This is a genomic window from Microbulbifer sp. THAF38, from assembly GCF_009363535.1.
Taxonomy (GTDB): domain Bacteria; phylum Pseudomonadota; class Gammaproteobacteria; order Pseudomonadales; family Cellvibrionaceae; genus Microbulbifer.
The window spans coordinates 4,411,502-4,431,781 of sequence record NZ_CP045369.1 but is presented as its reverse complement, the minus strand read 5'-3'; the positions used below and the strand labels follow the sequence as shown (position 1 = coordinate 4,431,781).

General features: G+C 53.0%; 18 protein-coding genes. 12 read left to right on the top strand and 6 right to left on the bottom strand.

Going from position 1 to position 20,280, the window contains the following annotated elements; genetic code table 11:
- Positions 1 to 63: 63 nt before the first annotated feature.
- From FIU95_RS19230 to FIU95_RS19220, 3 genes are all read left to right on the top strand, one after another.
- Entirely contained in the window at positions 64 to 645 is a 582-nt protein-coding gene (locus FIU95_RS19230; RefSeq protein ID WP_152455625.1) for a DUF4234 domain-containing protein, read from the top strand.
- A 13-nt stretch (positions 646 to 658) separates the two neighbouring features.
- On the top strand, positions 659 to 1,438 hold the full coding sequence (locus FIU95_RS19225; protein WP_253868749.1) for a hypothetical protein: 780 nt from the start codon (positions 659 to 661) through the stop codon (positions 1,436 to 1,438).
- Positions 1,439 to 1,593: 155 nt separating this feature from the next.
- Positions 1,594 to 2,364 (top strand): VIT1/CCC1 transporter family protein, encoded by a 771-nt coding sequence (locus tag FIU95_RS19220; RefSeq protein WP_152455623.1) that lies wholly within the window; start codon positions 1,594 to 1,596, stop codon positions 2,362 to 2,364.
- A gap of 1 nt (position 2,365) precedes the next feature.
- Here the strand turns inward: FIU95_RS19220 and FIU95_RS19215 are convergent, their stop codons facing one another.
- Positions 2,366 to 3,442: a diguanylate cyclase gene (locus FIU95_RS19215; RefSeq protein WP_152455621.1), complete on the bottom strand. Its 1,077-nt coding sequence runs from the start codon at positions 3,440 to 3,442 to the stop codon at positions 2,366 to 2,368.
- Positions 3,443 to 3,609: 167 nt separating this feature from the next.
- On the opposite strand from FIU95_RS19215, the gene FIU95_RS19210 reads away from it, so the two are divergent.
- From FIU95_RS19210 to FIU95_RS19200, 3 genes are all read left to right on the top strand, one after another.
- A complete protein-coding gene (locus tag FIU95_RS19210) occupies positions 3,610 to 4,128 on the top strand; it encodes a macro domain-containing protein (RefSeq protein WP_152455619.1) in 519 nt (172 codons plus the stop codon).
- A gap of 213 nt (positions 4,129 to 4,341) precedes the next feature.
- Positions 4,342 to 5,316, top strand: a complete 975-nt coding sequence (locus FIU95_RS19205; protein WP_152455617.1) for a phenylacetaldoxime dehydratase family protein — start codon at positions 4,342 to 4,344, stop codon at positions 5,314 to 5,316.
- Between the two features lie 79 nt (positions 5,317 to 5,395).
- Positions 5,396 to 6,022, top strand: a complete 627-nt coding sequence (locus FIU95_RS19200) for a class I SAM-dependent methyltransferase (RefSeq protein ID WP_152455615.1) — start codon at positions 5,396 to 5,398, stop codon at positions 6,020 to 6,022.
- A 17-nt stretch (positions 6,023 to 6,039) separates the two neighbouring features.
- Here the strand turns inward: FIU95_RS19200 and FIU95_RS19195 are convergent, their stop codons facing one another.
- Positions 6,040 to 6,360: a hypothetical protein gene (locus FIU95_RS19195; RefSeq protein ID WP_152455613.1), complete on the bottom strand. Its 321-nt coding sequence runs from the start codon at positions 6,358 to 6,360 to the stop codon at positions 6,040 to 6,042.
- 323 nt (positions 6,361 to 6,683) lie between these two features.
- Between FIU95_RS19195 and FIU95_RS19190 the strand changes: the two genes are divergently transcribed.
- On the top strand, positions 6,684 to 7,547 hold the full coding sequence (locus tag FIU95_RS19190) for a hypothetical protein (RefSeq protein WP_152455611.1): 864 nt from the start codon (positions 6,684 to 6,686) through the stop codon (positions 7,545 to 7,547).
- Positions 7,548 to 7,658: 111 nt separating this feature from the next.
- Here FIU95_RS19190 and FIU95_RS19185 read toward each other — a convergent pair whose 3' ends face one another.
- The 3 genes from FIU95_RS19185 to thiI form a co-directional block, all read right to left on the bottom strand.
- On the bottom strand, positions 7,659 to 9,740 hold the full coding sequence (locus tag FIU95_RS19185) for a glycosyl hydrolase family 18 protein (RefSeq protein ID WP_152455609.1): 2,082 nt from the start codon (positions 9,738 to 9,740) through the stop codon (positions 7,659 to 7,661).
- A 512-nt stretch (positions 9,741 to 10,252) separates the two neighbouring features.
- On the bottom strand, positions 10,253 to 12,061 hold the full coding sequence (typA, locus tag FIU95_RS19180; protein WP_152455607.1) for a translational GTPase TypA: 1,809 nt from the start codon (positions 12,059 to 12,061) through the stop codon (positions 10,253 to 10,255).
- 227 nt (positions 12,062 to 12,288) lie between these two features.
- On the bottom strand, positions 12,289 to 13,773 hold the full coding sequence (thiI, locus tag FIU95_RS19175; protein ID WP_152455605.1) for a tRNA uracil 4-sulfurtransferase ThiI: 1,485 nt from the start codon (positions 13,771 to 13,773) through the stop codon (positions 12,289 to 12,291).
- A gap of 319 nt (positions 13,774 to 14,092) precedes the next feature.
- Between thiI and glnA the strand changes: the two genes are divergently transcribed.
- The 5 genes from glnA (at position 14,093) to FIU95_RS19150 (ending at position 19,668) form a co-directional block, all read left to right on the top strand.
- On the top strand, positions 14,093 to 15,499 hold the full coding sequence (gene glnA / locus FIU95_RS19170) for a glutamate--ammonia ligase (RefSeq protein ID WP_152456470.1): 1,407 nt from the start codon (positions 14,093 to 14,095) through the stop codon (positions 15,497 to 15,499).
- Positions 15,500 to 15,717: 218 nt separating this feature from the next.
- A complete protein-coding gene (locus tag FIU95_RS19165; protein WP_152455603.1) occupies positions 15,718 to 16,368 on the top strand; it encodes a DUF4124 domain-containing protein in 651 nt (216 codons plus the stop codon).
- 349 nt (positions 16,369 to 16,717) lie between these two features.
- A complete protein-coding gene (gene glnL, locus FIU95_RS19160; RefSeq protein ID WP_152455600.1) occupies positions 16,718 to 17,800 on the top strand; it encodes a nitrogen regulation protein NR(II) in 1,083 nt (360 codons plus the stop codon).
- 3 nt (positions 17,801 to 17,803) lie between these two features.
- Entirely contained in the window at positions 17,804 to 19,210 is a 1,407-nt protein-coding gene (gene ntrC, locus FIU95_RS19155; RefSeq protein WP_152455599.1) for a nitrogen regulation protein NR(I), read from the top strand.
- Positions 19,211 to 19,335: 125 nt separating this feature from the next.
- Complete coding sequence (locus tag FIU95_RS19150; protein WP_152455597.1) at positions 19,336 to 19,668, top strand: PAS domain-containing protein; 333 nt, start codon at positions 19,336 to 19,338, stop codon at positions 19,666 to 19,668.
- A 60-nt stretch (positions 19,669 to 19,728) separates the two neighbouring features.
- Here the strand turns inward: FIU95_RS19150 and FIU95_RS19145 are convergent, their stop codons facing one another.
- Entirely contained in the window at positions 19,729 to 20,268 is a 540-nt protein-coding gene (locus tag FIU95_RS19145) for a peroxiredoxin (protein ID WP_152455595.1), read from the bottom strand.
- Positions 20,269 to 20,280 lie beyond the last annotated feature (12 nt).

Here is a 20,280-nt window from a genome sequence, read left to right as displayed (position 1 = left end):
ATTTTCAGTCCAACAATTAAAAAATTGTTAATGGGGTTTTCTCAGCTTTGTTTGAGGACCAAAATGGATAGCAACATCTATAGTGCTCCAGAGGCCAATCTGGAAAATGATTCTGCCGGAGGGGCAGAATTTTATGTGGTAACGAAGGCCAAATTTCTGGTGTTATATTTTGGCACTTTCGGTATTTATTCTATTTATTGGTTTTACCGTCACTGGAAAGAATATAAGCGTGCTAGTGGTGAAAACATGCTACCAGTAATGCGCGCGATATTTTCTGTGTTTTTTGCCTACCCTCTGTTTATCACTATCCAGGCTCGTCTCGAAGAGGCTGAAAGGCCTTACAAATGGCGGCCAAAAGTGATGGCCATTATTTATATCGTGGCTGTCCTACTCAGTTATTTTAGTGATCGCTTGTCCTCGGTTTCTGAGGAATTGACGATTCTGGATTTTATTAGTGTGATCATGGTGCCGGTAATTGCATTGCCATTACTCTCTGCGCAAATGGCCGCAAATATTGCTTGTGGAGATGAGAAAGGAGGGGCCAATAAAAAATTCACACTATTGAATTGTCTCTGGTTATTCTTTGGTGCTGTGATTTGGTGCGTTTTCTTTTTTGGGGCTTATATAATCTTTTTTGTGATTTAGATAAGGAATTTAAATGAAAAAAATAGCCATATTTCTCTGTGTTTTTATTGCTCAGATAGCTGCTGCACCGCTATGGGCCAATACAACTGCCCAAGCAACAACTACAGAGATCACCGTACGCGCCAAAGCCAAGGACGCCAAGTTTATCGGTTCCTCCATTGGGGGTGCCATGGTCATTATCCGTGCGGCAGATACCGGGAAAATTCTCGCTCAGGGCCTTACCCAGGGGAGTACCGGCGACACAGGGAAGATTATGAAAACCCCGCAAGAGCGCTATGTGCCTATTGCCGAGGGGGCCGCTAAATTCTCCGCTAACCTGGACATCAGCGAGCCGGTGTTTCTCACCGTTGAGGTACTGGCTCCCTATATTAAGAAGCAGGCTCGCGTAGTGGCACAGACTCAGACCTGGCTGGTGCCGGGTAAGCCCATCAGCGGTGAGGGTTTGATTGTAGAAATCCCCGGTATGGTGGTGGACCTACTCAGCCCGCAGACGCACTTTTACACCGGTTTGGATAAGAGCCCTTTTGAGATCCGCGCCAATGTGGTGATGATGTGCGGCTGTCCTTTCACCGATGGTGGCCTGTGGGATGGCAGCAAGGTCGAAGTCACCGCCCTGATTAAAAAAGATGGGCGTGAATTTGCCACAGTACCGCTGAAAATACAGGACACTATGAATACCTTCAGTGCGCCCTTTGCCACAGATTTACCCGGCGTCTATGAAATACTGGTTTACGCTTATGACGCAAAAACCGGAAATACCGGTGTCGACAGGGGTAGTTTTATCGTGAAATAAACCGGGCTGATTGAGGCCAAGGCAATGTGCGGAAATACGGCAAAGGGTTGTGAATTCATCGGGTGTTATGTAGTCGCTCGGCAACTCGGCTTTTATAGTTCCGTCGCGAACCTTGGTCCTGCACTGTTTCTGTATCCTATTACCGGGTCTGCGGAATGAAAGATACGGATAAAGAGGGCGAGGTATTATCCCGGCGCGCCTTGCTTGAGGAGCATCGCCCGGAGCGCATCCACGCGCGTCTGGGGCGTGAGCCCAGATCCCAGCGCGTCTCCGATTTTGTTCTCGGAGCCATTGATGGCTGCGTCACCACCTTTGCCATTGTGGCCGGCGCTTTCGGTGCGGGTTTCTCTGAGTCGGTGGTGTTGGTGATGGGTTTCGCCAACTTGATTGCGGATGGCTTTAGTATGGCGGTGAGTAATTACGAGGCCGTCAGTGTGGAGCGTGAACAGGCCGCAGCGGCGACGCGTATCGAACGCGAGCATATCGAGTTGGTACCCGAGGGGGAGCGAGAGGAGATTCGCCAAATATTCCAACGCAAGGGATTTCGCGGACAGGTGCTGGATGAGATTGTTGCCACCATTACCGCTAACCGCCAGTTGTGGATAGAGACCATGCTGGCGGAAGAGTACGGAATCAGCCGCACAACACGGAAACCTTTGGGCAGCGCCCTGGTGACTTTTTTTGCATTTATCGGCATCGGTACTGTGCCGCTGTTGCCCTATCTGCTTCCACCACTCAATTCGTCGCAACAGTTTTACGGCAGCGTTATTCTGGCAGCTTTTACCTTCTTTGCCATCGGTCTGTGTAAGGGGATGGTTTTTTCCCAAAGAGTTTGGATGGCGGGGCTCAAAACCCTGGTGTTTGGTGGTGGCGCCGCCGCACTGGCACTCGCCGTTGGCTTCTTCCTGCGCGACGTTATTATCTGATTTAGGCTGCCACCACCCGGTTGCGGCCACTATTTTTTGCCTGGTACATGCGCCTGTCTGCTTCCGCTAACAGTTGATTGTGAGGGTTGCCGCTGCCCTCCACTACGCCAAAGCTGATGGAAACTTTCACCGGTTGTACGTAACGGCGGCTCAGGGCCTCTACCTTGCGGCGCAACTTTTCTGCCAGAACGCTGCCGCCGCGCACATCGGTATTTGGCAATAGCAACAGAAATTCTTCTCCACCCCAGCGGGCGACAATATCTTCGGTGCGGGTGTTTTCTTTTAGGATTTTGGCTACGTCCTGCAGGATGCGGTCACCAAAGCCGTGCCCGTAGGTATCGTTAATACCTTTGAAGTTATCCAGGTCGCCAATCAATAGTACATACTGACCCTGCAGTTCTTTGTTGCGCCGCTCCATATCGTGGATTGCCCGGTAGGCCTCGCGACGATTCGCCAGCCCGGTGAGGGCATCGGTGGAAGCACTTTTTTCCAGTTCGCCGGTTAGGCGCTCGAGTAACTCCTGGGTATGGTGGCGGCTGCTATCGAGTAATGCGGTGAGCGCAGTGAGTGCGCCAAATACCGCAATAAAACGTGCGCGATAGGCGGTATCGTATTCGGCTTTCAGGCCGGGAAAATCCGGGTAGAAAAGCGCCATAGCGGTAACCAGGCCGATGGCGATAAGTGCGACTGTGCCGGTCTTATAGCCGTACAGATTGATAAATCCAGGGACCAACATCACCGCCCACATCAGGCCTGTATTGTTAACTCCGCCGGATAAGAGCAGATAAAAGTAGAGCACCAGCAAAAGAATGCCGACCAGTAGCGGCGTTTTTTGGCTCGGGCCCATCACATTAATGGTGACATAGGCGCAGAGAATCACTACTGCAGCAGCGGAGAGGGTCGTGGCCTGCAGAATATCGGTGGCGCTCAGGGCTATCACCGCCATGGCACCGGTTACCGCCATGGCAAAAATTAACATGTAGGAAGAGGCCATGATGCGGCGGCGTAGATCGATGCGCTCCAACTCTTCCACGGGCGTGTTCAGAGAGGGGTTATGCTTTTTATACCCTGAGTTCATAGTCGTCTCTGTTGCTGTACAGACTGCAACTTCCGCCGGTGGTGAGCACCATACCTGTCACCCTTTTCAGCGGCGGAGTGAAGTAGCGCCGAGTATAGGAGGATTCGCCCGGCGACCAAAGCCGCGAGCTACAGTATCTGTAAAGCAAACGTTAGAACTGAGAAGCCGTGTCACAAATTCATCTGACTTGGGGCAATATCCTGAAGTTACGCGGTGATGCGCTGGTGTGCCCCGCACACAAACACCTGATCCGTGGGCGCGGCCTCTCGGCCCAGGTCTATGCCCAGGGTGGAACTGAGCTTGCGACCCAATGCGACAAACAACCGGAGTGTGCTGTTGGTGAGGCGCGGTTAACCAACGCTTACCACTTGCCGGTGGACTATCTATTACACACGGTAACCCCTCAGTGGAGTAGCGGTGATCAATGGGGAGCCCTGGCAATCGGTCAGCTAAGGCATTGCTATGAGAGTGTGCTGCGCTTGGCGAAGGAGCGGGGGCTGAAGTGCATTCTCTTTCCCGCACTGGGCGCGGGTACCAACCGGTTTCCCCATAGCATTGCTGCACATCAAGCCCTGGAAGTGCTTAATGAACATACCACGGAGTTTGATCAACTCACTGTTTGCCTGCATTCCCCCGCCGCTCTTGGAGAGTGGAAGCGGATAGAGCGACGTTTTTTCACAGTGTGAGAATGCTATTTTCAAAATTGTACGTTCGAACCAAGTACTTCTTGGGCAACTTAAATCTCTTCACAGATCTTTAAATGTGGCCAAAGGTTTTAAACCACATAATAAAAGCATTAACGGCGAGAGAGGCATAAACGAGAAGGAGGAGTAGAAAGAGGGATAGAGAGAAGGGTAAAGGGTGAGGAGTGAGGACTATAGGGCGAAGGGGAAAGAGTTTTGAAAAAGCGTCCAGACAATTTTATACCGCCTTATCCCGCCTGGGAGTTAGATCTTCCGCCTAGCGCTTGTTATGTCCAATGCCAAGTTGCCTTACAGTTTGCGAATGGTCAGCGTGACGAATCACTGTTTCGCTTGTTGGCCCGGTCTTTATCCAACGCCAAAGGTCTACTGCACTTTGAGCGAGCGGGTCATATCGATACTCAGGGCGCATATAACGATATCGCAGTTGCCTACTGGGATAATCAGGAGTCAATGGGGCAATGGCTGAGGGAGGGCTCTAAAGAAGTACAGGAATTTATTCGGGTCAAGTCGGGTTTCTGGTATGAGGCGCTAGCCGCTCCGCGATCGCATTTTGAAGTTTCCTCTTCAACGCCTGCAGCTGACTGGGGAATATTTAGACATTTTGGTATTTGTGAACAGCATGATCATGCCTACTGGGGCGCAATGCGAGACAGAATTAGCGCCGCGGAAAATGATGGGCTTCTTGGTCAATTGCAAGACCTGCAGCCAATAGCGACTCGAGAGCGGGCGGATAAAGAAATACCCCTGCCCGAAAATTTGTGCATGATTCGTACGGTTCAGGGCTATTCGGCAGCTAGCCTCGCTGAGCGAAATGCCTATCGGGAATCCCTGTGCTCTGAGTATGAGCAGGGAGTACGCTACTTGCAGGAAAACCCAATAGCATCGCGTTGCCTTAGCGCGCGCCTTTTAAATGATGATCAACCGGGTTTGGGTCGGCCGGATACGGAAACTATCGCTTGGTTTGCCTCCCTGGCAGATCTGGAAAACTGGGTACATCATCACTCCACCCATAAAGCTATCTATGCCGCCGCGCAGCAATATGCGAGTCGCTTTGCTCCTGGGATGCAGCTTTTATTGAGCCACGAAGTGGCCGTAGTGCCCCATGGACAGGGATGGGCTCTCTATCATGAATGCCACCCAGAAACAGGATTGCGACGTTTCCTTAGCTAAAAAAGATCTATATAAGAATTAAAATGGTGTGCTTGGTACCATAGAATACGCACATATAAATTATTTAGTGTAATGCGTTATGGAATTTAAAACAGTTCCATACGAAATAGACGACATAATTCGCAAGGTTTATAAATACTCCAGTCTTGGTGAATATCTCGATGAAGAGAGCCGCATTCTAAAAAATATGGTTTTAAAAGGATCGACCCTAATTGACTTTGGCTGTGGTAATGGTCGTTATCTCAGGCTTTTGAAGGATCGCCTTCTATTCGGCTTGGGTATAGATAATGATCCTGGGCATATTAAGAGTGCACGAAACCTCAGTCTGGGAATAAGCAATCTCCAGTTTCTACTTGCCGATGCGAAGACTTATACCTCTGAAAGTAGATACTCTATTGCCATATCCATGTACAACACGATTGGCAACATTAACCCCGCAAGTAAAGTTATCGAGGTTATGCGGAGTGTATGCCAGCATAACGGAAAATTGATTGTCAGCGTTTTCTCAGAACCATCTATTGAAGAAAGGGTAGAGTTTTACCAAAAAATTGGCTTTGGTATTAAACGGGTATCAGAGAAGTCAATTCTCACAGACAAAGGTGTGGAGTCCTTTCATTACAGCAGGGTACAAATTTCCAGGCTGATTCCTGGAGCTGAAATTATACCCTGTAGCAGATTTGGATGGCTGGCGATTAAGTCAGTTTAAGTGACTCTGATGATCGATTATCTCTTGTTAGATATTTCTTGCCACTGGGTTTTGTAACCATTTTTAACCATATAACCGTACACTTTGTTAAAAAGTTTCTGCATCCAGAACTCGATACTGCCAATGCCTTCAATAGATTTATTGCTGGCATGGTCTTCAATTGACAAGTCGGTCATATCCCAAAATCCCAGGGCTATTTGATTGGCTTCTTCAGAAAACTCTATTTCTTTTCTGGATGATACAAACTCTAGAAGGAGGTGATTTTCGAGTTTTTTGGCATAGTGAATAGCGAGTACCTGTGATTCTTTGGTGCTTTTGTTAGATTTAAGTATCTTCATGGGGGTCAGTTTTGATTTATTGCTCTCGTGAAGATAGCTACTTTGGAAGCTGTGAGGTTCTCACCGCGATTTTTACGACTTTTCAAATTATATTCTGCTTTGGCAGAGGTGACCTGGTACATAATCTGTCGTAGTCTTGTTGGATATATGAATGCAACCAACCTGGTTCTTCTGTACTAAATGATGCTCTCGTCTTTGGTAAAAGACTATATTCTCTTAGGGATGGCTTATGTTGGTTTTGCTAGAAAATAAAAATTTAATTTTCTGGGTTCTATTAGTTTAAGGGTTTATTTGTTGCTATGGGTCAATGTGAAGTCTGCATAATGGAGCGGGAGCTCTATGAAGATATTGGGCATAGATGTGCTTTATGTCGGGGTTGGAAGCCGCCTAAAGTAGAGAAGAAATCATCTTTTTTACAGCTCCCTATGCCTGATGTGAATAGAAGGCGTATTGTTATTCGATGCAAGTGGGACTGGCTTGTAATTATACTTACCATTTCATTGTTAGCTCTTATAATTATTTCTTACTTTAAGTTTGTGGTGTCTCAGCGAGTAGAATCTCTCTCTGAAGGAGCTATCTTGGCAGACCTAACTAATGAGGGATATATTTTTTCAGTGCTGCCGGTAATGTTTGTTTCTATAATATTATTTGCATTTCTGTCAAAAATAATTTCATATTTGATTCTTGCTGTAAGAAAAGAGCTTGATAAAGAGCTAAGGTTGAGATATTTAGGGTCGTATGGGTTGCGGCTGTCGATCCGTAATAATTTTATAATTCTGTTGTGCTTTCTCGCTTTTTTTATACCTCTGATTGCATTGGGTTTAAATAGCTATGTTGTTGTTAGCTCGAATGGGGTGAAGTTTAATTCATTATTTTCGCTCTTCCCTGAAGAGTATAGCTGGAGTCAGGTTCAAAAAATTGAAACGGCAACTGGTACTGGCGCAGCACGTAACCGTTGGGTCCCTGAATATATTTTGAGAATGGATGATAATAATAAAATTAATTTAATTGATTTTAAGCTAAAAAAATTCATTGCTTCTTATCCCAGAATCAGAATTTATCTGAGAGATCAAAAACATATTAATTATGAACAAAATTTGACGGAAGAGGGTGTTCGTTGGTTGAGATATCATTTATCTAAGAGCGATTTTGATGAAGTGATGCATGTCTTAAAAGATACACCTTGATAAATATTTTGAGTGGGCTAAATAATAAATAAAAGGGCCCATAAGGGCCCTTTATTATTAGAGGTGATACTCAGCCGCCTATTTGGGGAAGATGGCTGGTGTGTATCCAGATTATTGGCAGGAACTGGCTTCCCAATACTGCGGTGCTGCGGCCGGGGACCACCAGTTGGGTCCGAAGGTAGAGACGTACACCTGGCCTTCAAAAGTCACCCGATCACCAACTTCATAGCCGGCGTCACCCGCGTAGGGCTGTTGGAACTCGGGGCAGGAGGCTGCTGAACCTTCGTCGCCATTGGTGTTGTCATCCGAGCTGTCATCGGCACCGCTATCGGTGCTGTCATCAGAGCCATTCTCGGAGCCTGTGTCGGTACTGTCGTCAGCGGTGCTGTCGCCAGACCCTGTATCGGAGCCGTTGTCAGAATTGTCGCCGCCTGTTTGACAGGTAGTTTCACTCCACAACGATGGTGCCGCACTCGGAGACCACCAGTTTGGCGCATGAGTGGATTCGTAGGCGACACCTTCGAAGACAACAACATCACCGACCGCATAGCCTGGATCGCCAGCATAGGGCTGTTCAAACGCTTCGCAGGCAGAGTTTCCAGTGCTGCCGCTATCGCCAGTGTCTCCAGTATTTCCTGTGTTGCCGCTATCGCCAGTGTCTCCAGTATTTCCTGTGTTGCCGCTATCGCCGGTGTCACCCGTATCTCCGGTGTCCCCGGTATCACCAGTATCTCCGGTGTCCCCGGTATCACCAGTATCCCCGGTGTCGCCGGTATTTCCAGTGTCACCCGTGTCGCCAGTACTTCCAGTGTCTCCGTTGCCATCATCTCCAGTGCTTGATCCGCCTTGTCCGAAGACCTCTAGCGCCGCATCCAGAAGTGGGTATTGGTATTGGTTATTCTCGCGCAGCATGCCGCCCCGGAGCTGCCAGATCATTACACCGCCCAGGTCTTGCTCGATCACGTAACGGGAGCGCTCGGCGATTGAGGTGGTGTCCTCGAAGGAAATGAAGCCGCCATCCGGGAACCACCCATAGTGAGTTACCGCTTCCGGATCGTATGCCGTCTGGAAAGATGAATCATTTTGCATCTTTTCGACGATTTGATAGTAGCGCGTTTCGGTGTCGGAGCCCCAGTGAGCGACATCCTGTCCCGATGCGGCTTCACCGATCGCGGTGGCGCTGGCGACGCTGCGGCCGTAGTGAGACATACCCAGGATGATTTTCTCGGACGGAATATTGCCTTCAGTCATCCACATGTTGCGACAGCTGTCCGCGTCGAAGCCTTCGTTGACCTGGCCGGCATAGGGGTACAGCGGCGAGGTATGCTGAGCCTCCGAGTCCCAGTCGCCACCGAAGTCGTAGGTCATCAGGTTGACGTAGTCGAGTGTTGCGCCGACCTCGGCAAAATCGTAGCCCTCTTGTGCAATCGATGGGCCGCAAGCAACGGCGGCGGTTAGCTCCAAGCGCTTGCCGGTCTCGGCTTCGACTTCATCGAAGCGCGCACGCAGCTCCTTCAGCAGTGTGGTGAAGTTGTCTTTGTCGATGGAGCGGCCGCCATTGGGCGCATAACCCGGATATTCGAAGTCGAGGTCGAGACCATCGAAGTCCCAATCGGTTAGCAGGGTTACCGCATTTTCGATAAAGGCCGCACGGGTACTGGCGCTCTCCATCATCTCAGAGACTTTATGGGAGAGAGTCCAGCCACCTACGGAGAGAATCGCCTTGGCGCCATCGTCGTGTACCGACTTTACGAAACCGGATTCGTGATCGTTCCAGCTCTGGCAAACCGCGTCTTGCTTGCTTGCATCGTACTGGCTGTAGGGATGCCAGAACGGCGGCGAGCATTTGACCGGACCATTGCCGGCGCCGCCGGAGAAAGATTGAGCCCCCATTCCGTAGAAGACATAGGGGTCAGTAAAGTAGATGGTGCCCTCTTCATCATTCCAGGCAAAGGCGTATTGCACATGGGTCAGTTTGGAAAAATCCACGTTATCGTGGGTGAAGGAGGAGTCGGCCCAATACTCCCAGTCGGCCCAATAGGCCGAAACACGTTTGGTCTCCTGAGCGCTGACATTAGCACTCAGCACGAGTGCCGCGGCAAGCGTTGCTACTTTTTTTAATCCAAATCCGCGCTCATTGCGGCACCCCACTAACATCCCTGTTCGATCCTGAGATTGCAGGAAAGAAAACATTACAGTGACCTCCCATGGGCCTTAGATATGATGAAATTTAGTGTTATAGAACTGAACTTTATCGTTGAGCAAATTGGAAGAAATTGGAGAGGTAAAAGTTCCGTTTGAAACTGAGAAAAACGTTATAAATAGAGCGTTATTCTCGGTAAATTGTGCAAGAAAAGTGAAAGAATAAATATGTATACGACTTTTCGCAGGATAAAATCTGTTTCTGCCGCCGTGGCGTTTATGTAGTAAGTGCCTGGTGATGATGGTCGAATTCTTGGATATATTTAAGAATTAATTTTTATGATTTGGGCCAAAAAAATAAAAATAGTATTGGTCCAGGTGATAACTAGGGGCAATTTTCTACCTGTAACTGTCAGCGCTTTCAAAAAATAAATGGTGATGTACGCTGTTTGCCCGAATAAAGCATTTTTTCAACTTGCTTAAATTTTAAATGCTTCCTGTCGCCAAACGTAAAAATAAAAAAGGGCCCTATAGGGCCCTTTATAAGCTGAAGAAAATAGGAATTATTTCTTCGCGCGCTTACGCATATTTTCCTGCAGGATTTTTTTGCGCAGGCGGATGTGGTTTGGGGTTACCTCAACCAGCTCGTCCTCTTCGATAAACTCCAGCGCTTGCTCCAGGGTATGGCGAATGGGTGGCGATAGAGTAAGCGCGTCGTCGGTGCCGGAGGCGCGCACGTTGGTGAGCTGCTTGGCCTTGGTAGGGTTTACCACCAGATCGTTGCCGCGGGAGTGAATGCCGACGATCTGGCCTTCGTAGACCTCTTCACCGTGGCCCAGGAACAGGCGGCCGCGGTCCTGCAGTGCGAACAGGCCGTAGGCCAGGGTCTTGCCCTTCACCATGGAGACCAGTACGCCGTTGATGCGCTTGGCCACTTCACCCTGCTTCACCGGACCGTAGTGGTCGAAGATGCTGGTCATAATGCCGGAACCGCTGGTAATGGTAAGGAATTGGGAGCGGAAACCGATCATACCGCGGGAAGGCACGATAAAGGTCAGGCGCACGCGGCCTTTGCCGTCCGGCTCCATATTGGTGAGGTCGGCCTTGCGCAGGCCCAGCTCTTCCATAATTGGACCTTGGTGTGGCTCCTCAACGTCGATCACTACCTCTTCGTAGGGCTCGTGGATTTCGCCGTCGACTTCCCGCTGTACCACTTCCGGGCGGGAAACGCCCAGCTCGAAGCCTTCACGGCGCATGGATTCGATCAGTACCGACAAGTGCAGCTCACCGCGGCCGGAAACGCGGAATTTGTCTGGGGAATCACCTTGTTCTACACGCAGGGCCACGTTGTGGATCAGCTCCTGATCCAGGCGCTCCTTGATATTGCGCGAGGTTACGTATTTGCCGTCTTGTCCGGCAAAAGGAGAGTCGTTGACCTGGAAGGTCATACTCACTGTGGGTTCGTCCACGCTCAGGGCGGGCAGGGCTTCAGGGGTATCTGGGTCGCACAGGGTATCGGAGATATTCAGTTCGCCCACACCGGTAATACAGACGATATCGCCGGCGCTGGCCTGCTCCACCTCGGTGCGTTCAAGGCCCAGGTAACCCATCACCTGCAGAACCTTGGCTTTGCGGGATTTGCCCTCGCGGTCCAGCACTACCACCTGCTGGTTGGGGGTCAGGGTGCCGCGGGTAATACGGCCAACGCCGATAACGCCCACATAGCTGGAGTAATCCAGGGCGGAAATTTGCATCTGGAAAGCGCCTTTCGGGTCTACCTTGGGCGGCTCTACCTTGTCCACGATCATCTGGAACAGCGGGGTCATGTCGTCGGCCAGATCGGTGTCGTCGAGGCCGGCGATGCCGTTCAGGGCGGAGGCGTAGACAACAGGGAAGTCCAGCTGTTCATCGGTGGCGCCGAGGCTGTCGAACAGGTCGAAGACCTGGTCCATCACCCAGTCGGGGCGAGCGCCGGGGCGGTCGATCTTGTTGATCACCACGATGGGGTTGAGGCCCTGCTCAAACGCCTTTTGGGTAACGAAGCGGGTCTGCGGCATGGGGCCGTCCACCGCGTCTACCAGCAGCAATACGGAGTCGACCATGGACAGTACGCGCTCTACCTCGCCGCCGAAGTCGGCGTGCCCTGGGGTGTCGACGATATTGATGCGGTAGTCGTTCCAGCGAATGGCGGTGTTCTTGGCGAGGATGGTAATGCCGCGCTCTCTCTCCTGGTCATTGGAGTCCATGACCCGCTCGGCGCCTTCGTCTCGGCGGTCGAGTGTGCCGGACTGGGAGAGCAGCTTGTCCACCAGGGTGGTTTTGCCGTGGTCAACGTGGGCAATAATCGCAATATTGCGCAGATTCTCTATCACTGGGGGCCTCTGGGCGTTAAAACTTGGTAAATCGGGGCGGGGGCCTGCGGGGTTTCTACAGCAGCATTCCGGCCAAAGGCGGCGATTATAGGGGGGCCGCATGACAATTGGGAGTGATTTTGAGTAAAAAATCACCGGTCGTGTGCAGAATGGCGACCTGGTGAAGAACGTGAGAAGAAAGCGAGAAGGGCGCGGGCGACAGCTCCGCCCGCGCCGGGCAATGACGGCTACTTCTTGATGCCGTCGGGGCGGTGCGGGATCTGTGGGCGCAGCACGCCCACATTGCGGAAGCCTTCGTCCAGCAGGTGGGAAGCATGCAGGCGGCTCATCACGCCGCGCGCACAGTAGAGCAGGTACTCGCGCTCCTGATCCAGCTTGGCAAAGCTGTTATTGAGGCGGTAGAAGGGGATCGTCTCTACTTCGACGCCATCAAGCTCCAGCGGGTCCATCTCCTCTTCATCTGGATGGCGGATATCGATCACCACCGCGTTGCCGGCCTCCTCGCGGATTTCCACTTCCGGCGCCTCGCCGTCCACCTCTTCGATCACCTCGTCGATATTCTGAATCGAGCGGTTGCCAATGGCGCGGTCGAGGATGGTGAAGTCGAAGCGGTTCTCCTCGGATTCCACCTTCTCGATCTTGGCGCGGGTGGTGGGCTTCACCGAGATCACGCCGCAGTATTCGGGCATATTTGCGGCGAACTCCTCGGTGCCGATCTCCCGTGAGGTGCGGATGATATCGGTCTTATCGCTGGTGATCAGCGGGCGCAGTACCAGGGTATCGGTGACGCTATCGATCACGGACAGGTTTTTCAGGGTCTGGCTGGAAACCTGGGCGATGGCCTCACCGGTTACCACGGCATCCACTTCCAGCTCTTTCGCGATAACTTCTGCGGCGCGCAGCATCATACGCTTGAGAATTACACCCATATGGGAGTCGTCCACGCGCTCGAGGATTTCTGCCACTACTTCGTCGAAGGGCACTGTGACGAAGCGCACCCGGTGGGAGGCGCCGTATTTGTTCCACAGGTAGTAGGCCACTTCCTTAACGCCCAGCTCGTGCTGGCGCCCGCCCAGATTGAAGAACAGGAAGTGGGTGCGGATTCCGCGTTTCATGGTCAGGTAGCTGGCCACAGTGGAATCGAAACCACCGGAAACCAGCGACAGCACCGGGTCCTGGGTACCCAGGGGGAAGCCGCCGAGGCCTGCGTGCTGCTCCTCGACCACGTTGAGTTTGTCGTGGCGGATCTCCAGCTTCACCGTGATATCCGGGTTTTTCAGTTTCACCCCGGCCGCTTCGGTATTTTTATTGAGGCCGCCGCCCACGTACTGCTCCACATCGAGAGATTTGAAGTCGTGGTCGCCGGTGCGCTTTACCCGCACACAGAAGGTCTTGTCCTTGAGGGCGGGGCCCCACACCGACAGGGTCTTCTCGTACATATCGTGCAGGTCGCCCAGGGGGAACTGGCGCACGCGGGAGAAGTTGGCGATGCCGGGGGTGTGAGATAGCACCTCTTCAATGCGGCTGCCAAGGTGGGCCACGGCGTCCGGGGCGATCACATCGATCTTTTCCCAGTCTTTGCGCACCTGGATTCGGTCGTCCAGCTGGCGCAGCAGGCGCTGTAGGTTGTCCTTGAGCTGGCGCGACATACGCTTGCGCACGGGGTTGCTCTTGATGGTGATCTCGGGAAAAAACTTGACGACAAAGTGCATGGGAATCCGTGGGGTACCGCATGTTGATAGAAGGTGCGGCATTATAAACTAGCCGGAGGCAAGTTGGTTGTGCACTATTTCTGCGCGAGCAGGAGAGTAAATGTGCCAAATTGGTGCATTTAGCTGTGGCTGCACGGGCACAATACATCTATCCTGCCCCAGTCGGCCCAGTGCTGGGGCCCGCACCGGCACCAGTCGCGGCTGTGACGCCACTGCCCTAATTTGGCACACTCTTTGCTTTATTTCACGCCAGGTAAAGAGCGAATGCCGGCAGCAAAGGCATAGCGACCAAATACTTTTTAAGACCTGGAGGACAGCAATGTCAGCGAAAACGCTCGGTTTGATTAATGAGAGTGAGGCTAAGTGGATAGACCTGCGCTTCACCGACACCAAGGGTAAAGAACAGCACGTATCTGTGCCCGTGTCGGAGATTGACGACGAGTTCTTCGAAGAGGGCAAGATGTTCGATGGCTCCTCTATCGCTGGCTGGAAAGGCATCAACGAGTCCGACATGATCCTGATGCCGGATGACGAGACCGCTTTTCTCGACCCCTTCACCGACGAAAGCACCGTTATTATTCGCTGTAACATCGTCGACCCGATCACCGGTCAGGGCTATGAGCGCGACCCGCGTTCCATCGCACTGCGCGCAGAAGAGTACCTGAAGTCCACTGGCCTGGGCGATACCGCACTGTTCGGTCCCGAGCCCGAGTTCTTCGTATTCGACGACATCACCTGGGGTGCCGAAATGGGTGGCGCCTTCTACAAGATCAACTCCGAAGAGGCAGCCTGGTCTTCCGGCCACAGCTTTGCCGAGGGCAATATCGGTCACCGCCCCGGGGTGAAAGGCGGTTACTTCCCAGTGCCTCCGGTTGACTCCCTACACGACGTGCGTGCCGCCATGTGTTCCGCTATGGAGCAGATGGGTCTGCGCGTTGAAGTGCATCACCACGAAGTGGGCACTGCCGGCCAGTGTGAGATCGGCGTTGCCGCCAACACCCTGACCAAGAAAGCGGACGAAGTACAGATCCTCAAGTACGCCGTGCACAATGTGGCGCACGCTTACGGCAAGACCGCGACCTTTATGCCCAAGCCGCTGGTTGGCGATAACGGTTCCGGTATGCACGTACACCAGTCCTTCACCAAGGACGGTGTCAACCAGTTTGCCGGCGACGCCTACGCGGGCCTGTCCGAGACCGCCCTTTACTACATCGGCGGTATCGTGAAGCACGCGCGCGCCCTGAATGCGATCTGTAACGCATCCACTAACTCCTACAAGCGCCTGGTGCCAGGCTTCGAAGCCCCGGTTATCCTGGCCTACTCCGCGCGCAACCGCTCCGCTTCCATCCGTATCCCGTATGTGACTTCGCCGAAGGGCAAGCGTATCGAGACCCGTTTCCCGGATCCGACCGCAAACCCATACCTGGCGTTCGCAGCGCTGCTGATGGCGGGCCTCGACGGTATCAATAACAAGATCCACCCCGGCGACGCTGCCGACAAGGACCTGTACGACCTGCCGCCGGAAGAGCTGGCCGAGTACCCGACTGTTGCCGCTAGCCTGGAAGGTGCCCTGGACGCACTGGATCAGGATCGCGCCTTCCTTACTGAAGGTGGTGTTTTCACCGACGACGCTATCGATGCCTACATCGACCTGAAGCGCGCCGAGGTTGAGCGCCTGAACATGACCACTCACCCGGTCGAGTTCGATATGTACTACTCCGTGTAATGGCGAGCGGCATCACGCCGATGCCGTCGAGCCGTTCTCGAAAAGCCCGCCCCTCTCTGGTGCGGGCTTTTTTATTGGGGGTACACTGTCGGTTGAGGGGGTTACTTTCGCCGTCTGTGGCCGATATAGCGTTCGTGGATTAGAAAGCCTGCCCCTCTGCAGATTGGAGCCCGTTTGTAGGCAAGCACAAGGAGTACCGCTTCGCGGCTGATTGAGCTATGGGATATTTAAAACTGTTGCAGGCACTTTTTCTTGCCGTTCCCCTGCTGGCCCTCGCCGGCACCGATGGCGGAACCACCTCTAGTACCATTTACAAGGTTGTCGGCCCGGATGGTCAGGTGACGTTCAGCGATACGCCGCCCCCCAATGGGCAGGCGCAAAGGGTAGAGTTGGCCCCAATTAATGTGCAGCCAATCGCTTTGCCGCGCACCCTGCCGACCCGCAAGTTGTCGCCAAAAGATGAAGGTGACAAGGCCAAGGACGGTTACTCTGGCCCGTTTTCTATTCAGATAGTGAGCCCCTTAAATGACGCCACCATCCCACCTGGACAGCGTTTTATTCCGCTGCAGGTGGATGTGCAGCCGGTGTACCCGGAAGGGGCGAGTTTCTTTGCGGTGGTGGATGGCAAGCCCTGGAGTGGTCGCTCCTCGGGAGCGGGCCTGGATATCTCCCTACTCGAGCGGGGTACCCACACCGTGCAGGCGGTACTCACCGATGCCAACGGCCAGGTACTGGCCAAATCCCAGGTGATTACGCTCTATGTGAAACGTCCTGGCGGCAAGCTGCCAGACAACCCGGCGCCGCGCGCACCGCAAGCTCCCAAAGCCCCGCTGGGACCGGGTATTCCCCAGGCTCAGCCCACTCCCTGATCCACTGCCTAAGCCACTCCTTAAGCGGCCTCCTCGTATGCCGCCACCGCAAATAACTTTTTTGTGGCGGTGGCTTCCACCCCAGATCCGCCTGGTTAAATTTTGCTCTGCGCACTAATATGGTGCGCACACGGTTTTGTCTCAACAGTTTTGCCTGTGCCTGCGGCGGCTTAATCAGTCTCATGGTCGTGCACGCTTGGAGGTTGGGGAGAGTTCTGGGGCCTCTGGGCGCGCCCCCCGATAATCCTGTGCGCCATTTTGGTTTGCTTTTTGCACTGGCTAGATACAAGGGGTTATCGCGCCGGGTACAGGAGAGTGTCCGGGCCCGTTAGAAAGCGGAAACGATTGAATGCTTAATGATCGCCAGCTGCGTCAGCTTTTAGACAGTCTTACTTCAGCGGTACTGGTATTGGATGACCAGTTATTGCTTTGCTACCTGAATAATGCCGCTGAGGATCTGTTGGCTGCCTCCAATGCGCGGGTCGAAGGCATGCCACTGCAGGAGGTGGTGCGGGAATCCGCCGCCGCAGAAAAGGCGTTGCAAAACGCGCTCCTCACCGGGGAAAAGTTCACCGTGCGCCGCGCCCGCTGGCGCCTGCATAATCTGAAAACGCGGACCGTGGATTACTCCGTCAGCCCTGTGCCGGAGCTGGGGGTGTTGTTGGTGGAGGTGCAGCCGATGGATCGCCTGCTGCGCATCGCCCGTGAGGACGCACTGCTCAGCACTCAGGAAACCGCACGCAACCTGGTGCGAGGCATGGCCCACGAGGTGAAAAATCCCCTCGGCGGGATTCGCGGTGCCGCACAGTTACTACAGCGCGAACTGCCCGACGCCTCCCTGGAAGAGTACACCCAGATCATTATCGAAGAGGTGGATCGCCTGCGTAATCTGGTCGATCGACTACTGGGGCCCCGCCAGCCAGTACAACTGGTGCCCAGCAATGTGCACGAGATACTCGAGCGGGTGGCACAATTGGTCGAGGCCGAATGCGGGGGGCAGCTGCAGATTCGCCGGGATTACGATCCCTCAATTCCCGATGTACCGGCGGACCCAGAGCAATTGATCCAGGCCCTGTTGAATATCGCCCGCAATGCCATGCAGGCCATTGATGAGAGTATCGGCCTCGCCAATGGGGAAATCGTGTTGCGCACGCGCGTGCAGCGCCAGTTCACCATTGGTCGACGCCACTGCCCGCTGGTTTGCCGTATCGAAATTGAAGACAACGGCCCCGGGATTGCCGAGGAGATCCGCGAGCGCATTTTTTTCCCGATGATTTCCGGTCGTGCCGAGGGCTCGGGACTGGGGTTGTCTATCTCGCAAAATATTATCAACCAACACCGTGGCCTAATTAAATGCGACAGCCGACCGGGTCGCAGTGTCTTCCAGATTTACCTGCCACTTGTTACCGAATCAGCCAATACAGGAACCTAGAGAATGGGCAATCGCGTTTGGATTATTGACGACGACCGATCAATCCGCTGGGTACTGGAGCGGGCACTGTCGCGGGAGGGGATTGAGACCCAGTGCTATGAAAGCGGTGATCGCGCCCTGGATGATTTTTACAGCGACTCCCCGGATGTAGTGATCAGCGATATTCGCATGCCCGGTTCCGATGGTTTTAAATTGTTGGAAAGATTTCAGGCGGAGCGTCCGGGCCTGCCAATTATTATTATGACCGCGCACTCCGATCTCGATAGTGCGGTTGCCGCTTACCAGGGCGGGGCCTTCGAATATTTACCCAAACCCTTCGATATTGACGAGGCTGTAGCGGTAACGCGGCGCGCATTGGCGCACGCCAAGGAGCAGGTCCAGGAAGAACGGGCTGAGCCGGATAATGGTACCGGTAACAAAGAAATCATCGGCGAAGCGCCGGCCATGCAGGAAGTATTTCGCGCTATTGGACGCCTGTCCCATTCCAATATCACCGTGTTGATTAATGGCGAATCGGGAACCGGTAAGGAGCTGGTGGCCCAGGCCCTGCACAACCACAGCCCTCGCCGTGACAAGCCGTTTATCGCCCTCAATATGGCCGCCATCCCCAAAGACCTGATGGAGTCCGAACTGTTCGGGCACGAGAAGGGCGCCTTTACCGGCGCCAGCGCCCAGCGGGCCGGTCGCTTCGAACAGGCCAATAGCGGCACTCTGTTTTTAGATGAAATTGGCGATATGCCGGCGGAGACCCAGACCCGGCTGCTGCGTGTTCTGGCGGATGGGGAGTTTTATCGGGTTGGTGGCCATACTCCGGTAAAAGTGGATGTGCGTATCATTGCCGCCACCCACCAGAACCTGGAGGAGTTGGTGCGCGAGCATAAATTCCGCGAGGACTTATTCCACCGCCTGAATGTGATTCGAATTCACATCCCGCGCCTGGCGGACAGGCGCGAGGATATTCCGCGGCTGGTGCGCCACTTCTTCAATGCCGCCGCCGCAGACCTCGGTGTAGAGCCAAAAATTCTGAGTAAAGATGCCGAGGAATATCTCTCCGGCCTCGATTGGCCCGGCAATGTACGCCAGCTGGAAAACACCTGTCGCTGGATTACCGTAATGGCCTCTGGTCGCGAAGTGCATATCGAAGACCTACCGCAAGAATTGCACCAGCAGAGCAATGAGACCGAAGCACCGCTGGATTGGCAAAAAGCCTTGCGCATCTGGGCCGATCAAGCGCTCAGCGCCGGACGCAAGGAAATTCTCAGCGAAGCCGTACCCGCCTTCGAGAAAGCTTTGATAGAAATCGCGTTAAAACACACCGCCGGGCGCAAGCGCGATGCTGCGGATCTGCTTGGCTGGGGACGCAATACCCTGACGAGGAAGTTGAAGGAATTGGGGATGAACGGAGAGTAATTTCGCGCTTTTAATCGGCAAAAAAAATAGAGAGGCCAAAAAAGGAAATATTCTTTTCAGCACCTAAAATTCTCCTTAGCGTGAATTTGTAGCTCTTATTACTGAAACGATAAGGGAGGGTTTTTGTGAAAATCGAAGAGCTTTCTGTTGTTGAAAAAGTGCCATTCCTGTTTTGGGTAAAAGACCGGCAGGGAAAATATCTCTGGGGAAATCGCAAAATTTGTGAATTGGCCGGCGAGGAAGTGGAAGGCAAGACCGATGCCCAGCTGCCCTGGTCGGATAACGCTGTGGAATTGCGAGATGATGACTTAAAGGTCTTCGCCTCAGGAGAGCCCATCTATTCTCATGAATTTATCGATAAATCCTCTGAGGGCAGGGCCAACTTGAGTGTTTGCAAGTGGCTCGACGACTTTGAAGGGCAGCAGTGCTGCTTCGGCATTTCTTTTATTAGTGACTGAGCGAAGTACTGTCATCTGCCTTATGAATCCGGTTCAGGGGTGACCGGGTTCGCATGCTGATTACTGTTTTACCCTCTCCGCATTTTCTGTTTTCTCCACGCCAAGTTTGGCCAGATTACTGGCGATATCCTCTGCGCTGGTGGCGGGATTGATATCTTTATCGATTTTTAGAATATTCCCATCTTTGCCGATATAAATAGTGACGCGCCGGGCGAGTTTGATAATGGGAATGAGTACACCGTAGGCTTTCGCAACCTCTCCCGTGGGGTCGCTGAGTAGGGGGAAGTCGGCGGAATTGTATTTGGAAAATCGGACATTTTCGTCGAGCTTATCGGTGCTGGCCATAAAGTAGGTGACGTTAAAGGCCCGGATTTGGTCACCGTTTTTGGCCAGGGATTTGCACTCTATTGTGCAGTTTTTAGTAAAAGCCCTGGGATACCAGGCGATAACCACCGCGGTCTTGCCCACATAGTCCTTTAGCGAGTGCGTCTTTCCATCTGTGCCCTGCAAGGTGAAGTCAGGCGCTTTTTGCCCGACTTCCAGCGCCATCAGCGGCAAGCTGAGCATGGTGGCGACAATCAGGGTTAACCAATATTTCATAGGGACATCCGC

Excerpts from the sequence above, each read along its gene's own strand:
- FIU95_RS19230 (WP_152455625.1), top strand. The coding sequence starts at position 64 with ATGGATAGCAACATCTATAGTGCTCCAGAGGCCAATCTGGAAAATGAT.
- FIU95_RS19225 (WP_253868749.1), top strand. The coding sequence starts at position 659 with ATGAAAAAAATAGCCATATTTCTCTGTGTTTTTATTGCTCAGATAGCT.
- FIU95_RS19220 (WP_152455623.1), top strand. The coding sequence starts at position 1,594 with ATGAAAGATACGGATAAAGAGGGCGAGGTATTATCCCGGCGCGCCTTG.
- FIU95_RS19215 (WP_152455621.1), bottom strand. The coding sequence starts at position 3,442 with ATGAACTCAGGGTATAAAAAGCATAACCCCTCTCTGAACACGCCCGTG.
- FIU95_RS19200 (WP_152455615.1), top strand. The coding sequence starts at position 5,396 with ATGGAATTTAAAACAGTTCCATACGAAATAGACGACATAATTCGCAAG.
- FIU95_RS19195 (WP_152455613.1), bottom strand. The coding sequence starts at position 6,360 with ATGAAGATACTTAAATCTAACAAAAGCACCAAAGAATCACAGGTACTC.
- FIU95_RS19190 (WP_152455611.1), top strand. The coding sequence starts at position 6,684 with ATGGAGCGGGAGCTCTATGAAGATATTGGGCATAGATGTGCTTTATGT.
- FIU95_RS19185 (WP_152455609.1), bottom strand. The coding sequence starts at position 9,740 with ATGTTTTCTTTCCTGCAATCTCAGGATCGAACAGGGATGTTAGTGGGG.
- thiI (WP_152455605.1), bottom strand. The coding sequence starts at position 13,773 with ATGCACTTTGTCGTCAAGTTTTTTCCCGAGATCACCATCAAGAGCAAC.
- glnA (WP_152456470.1), top strand. The coding sequence starts at position 14,093 with ATGTCAGCGAAAACGCTCGGTTTGATTAATGAGAGTGAGGCTAAGTGG.
- FIU95_RS19165 (WP_152455603.1), top strand. The coding sequence starts at position 15,718 with ATGGGATATTTAAAACTGTTGCAGGCACTTTTTCTTGCCGTTCCCCTG.
- glnL (WP_152455600.1), top strand. The coding sequence starts at position 16,718 with ATGCTTAATGATCGCCAGCTGCGTCAGCTTTTAGACAGTCTTACTTCA.
- ntrC (WP_152455599.1), top strand. The coding sequence starts at position 17,804 with ATGGGCAATCGCGTTTGGATTATTGACGACGACCGATCAATCCGCTGG.
- FIU95_RS19145 (WP_152455595.1), bottom strand. The coding sequence starts at position 20,268 with ATGAAATATTGGTTAACCCTGATTGTCGCCACCATGCTCAGCTTGCCG.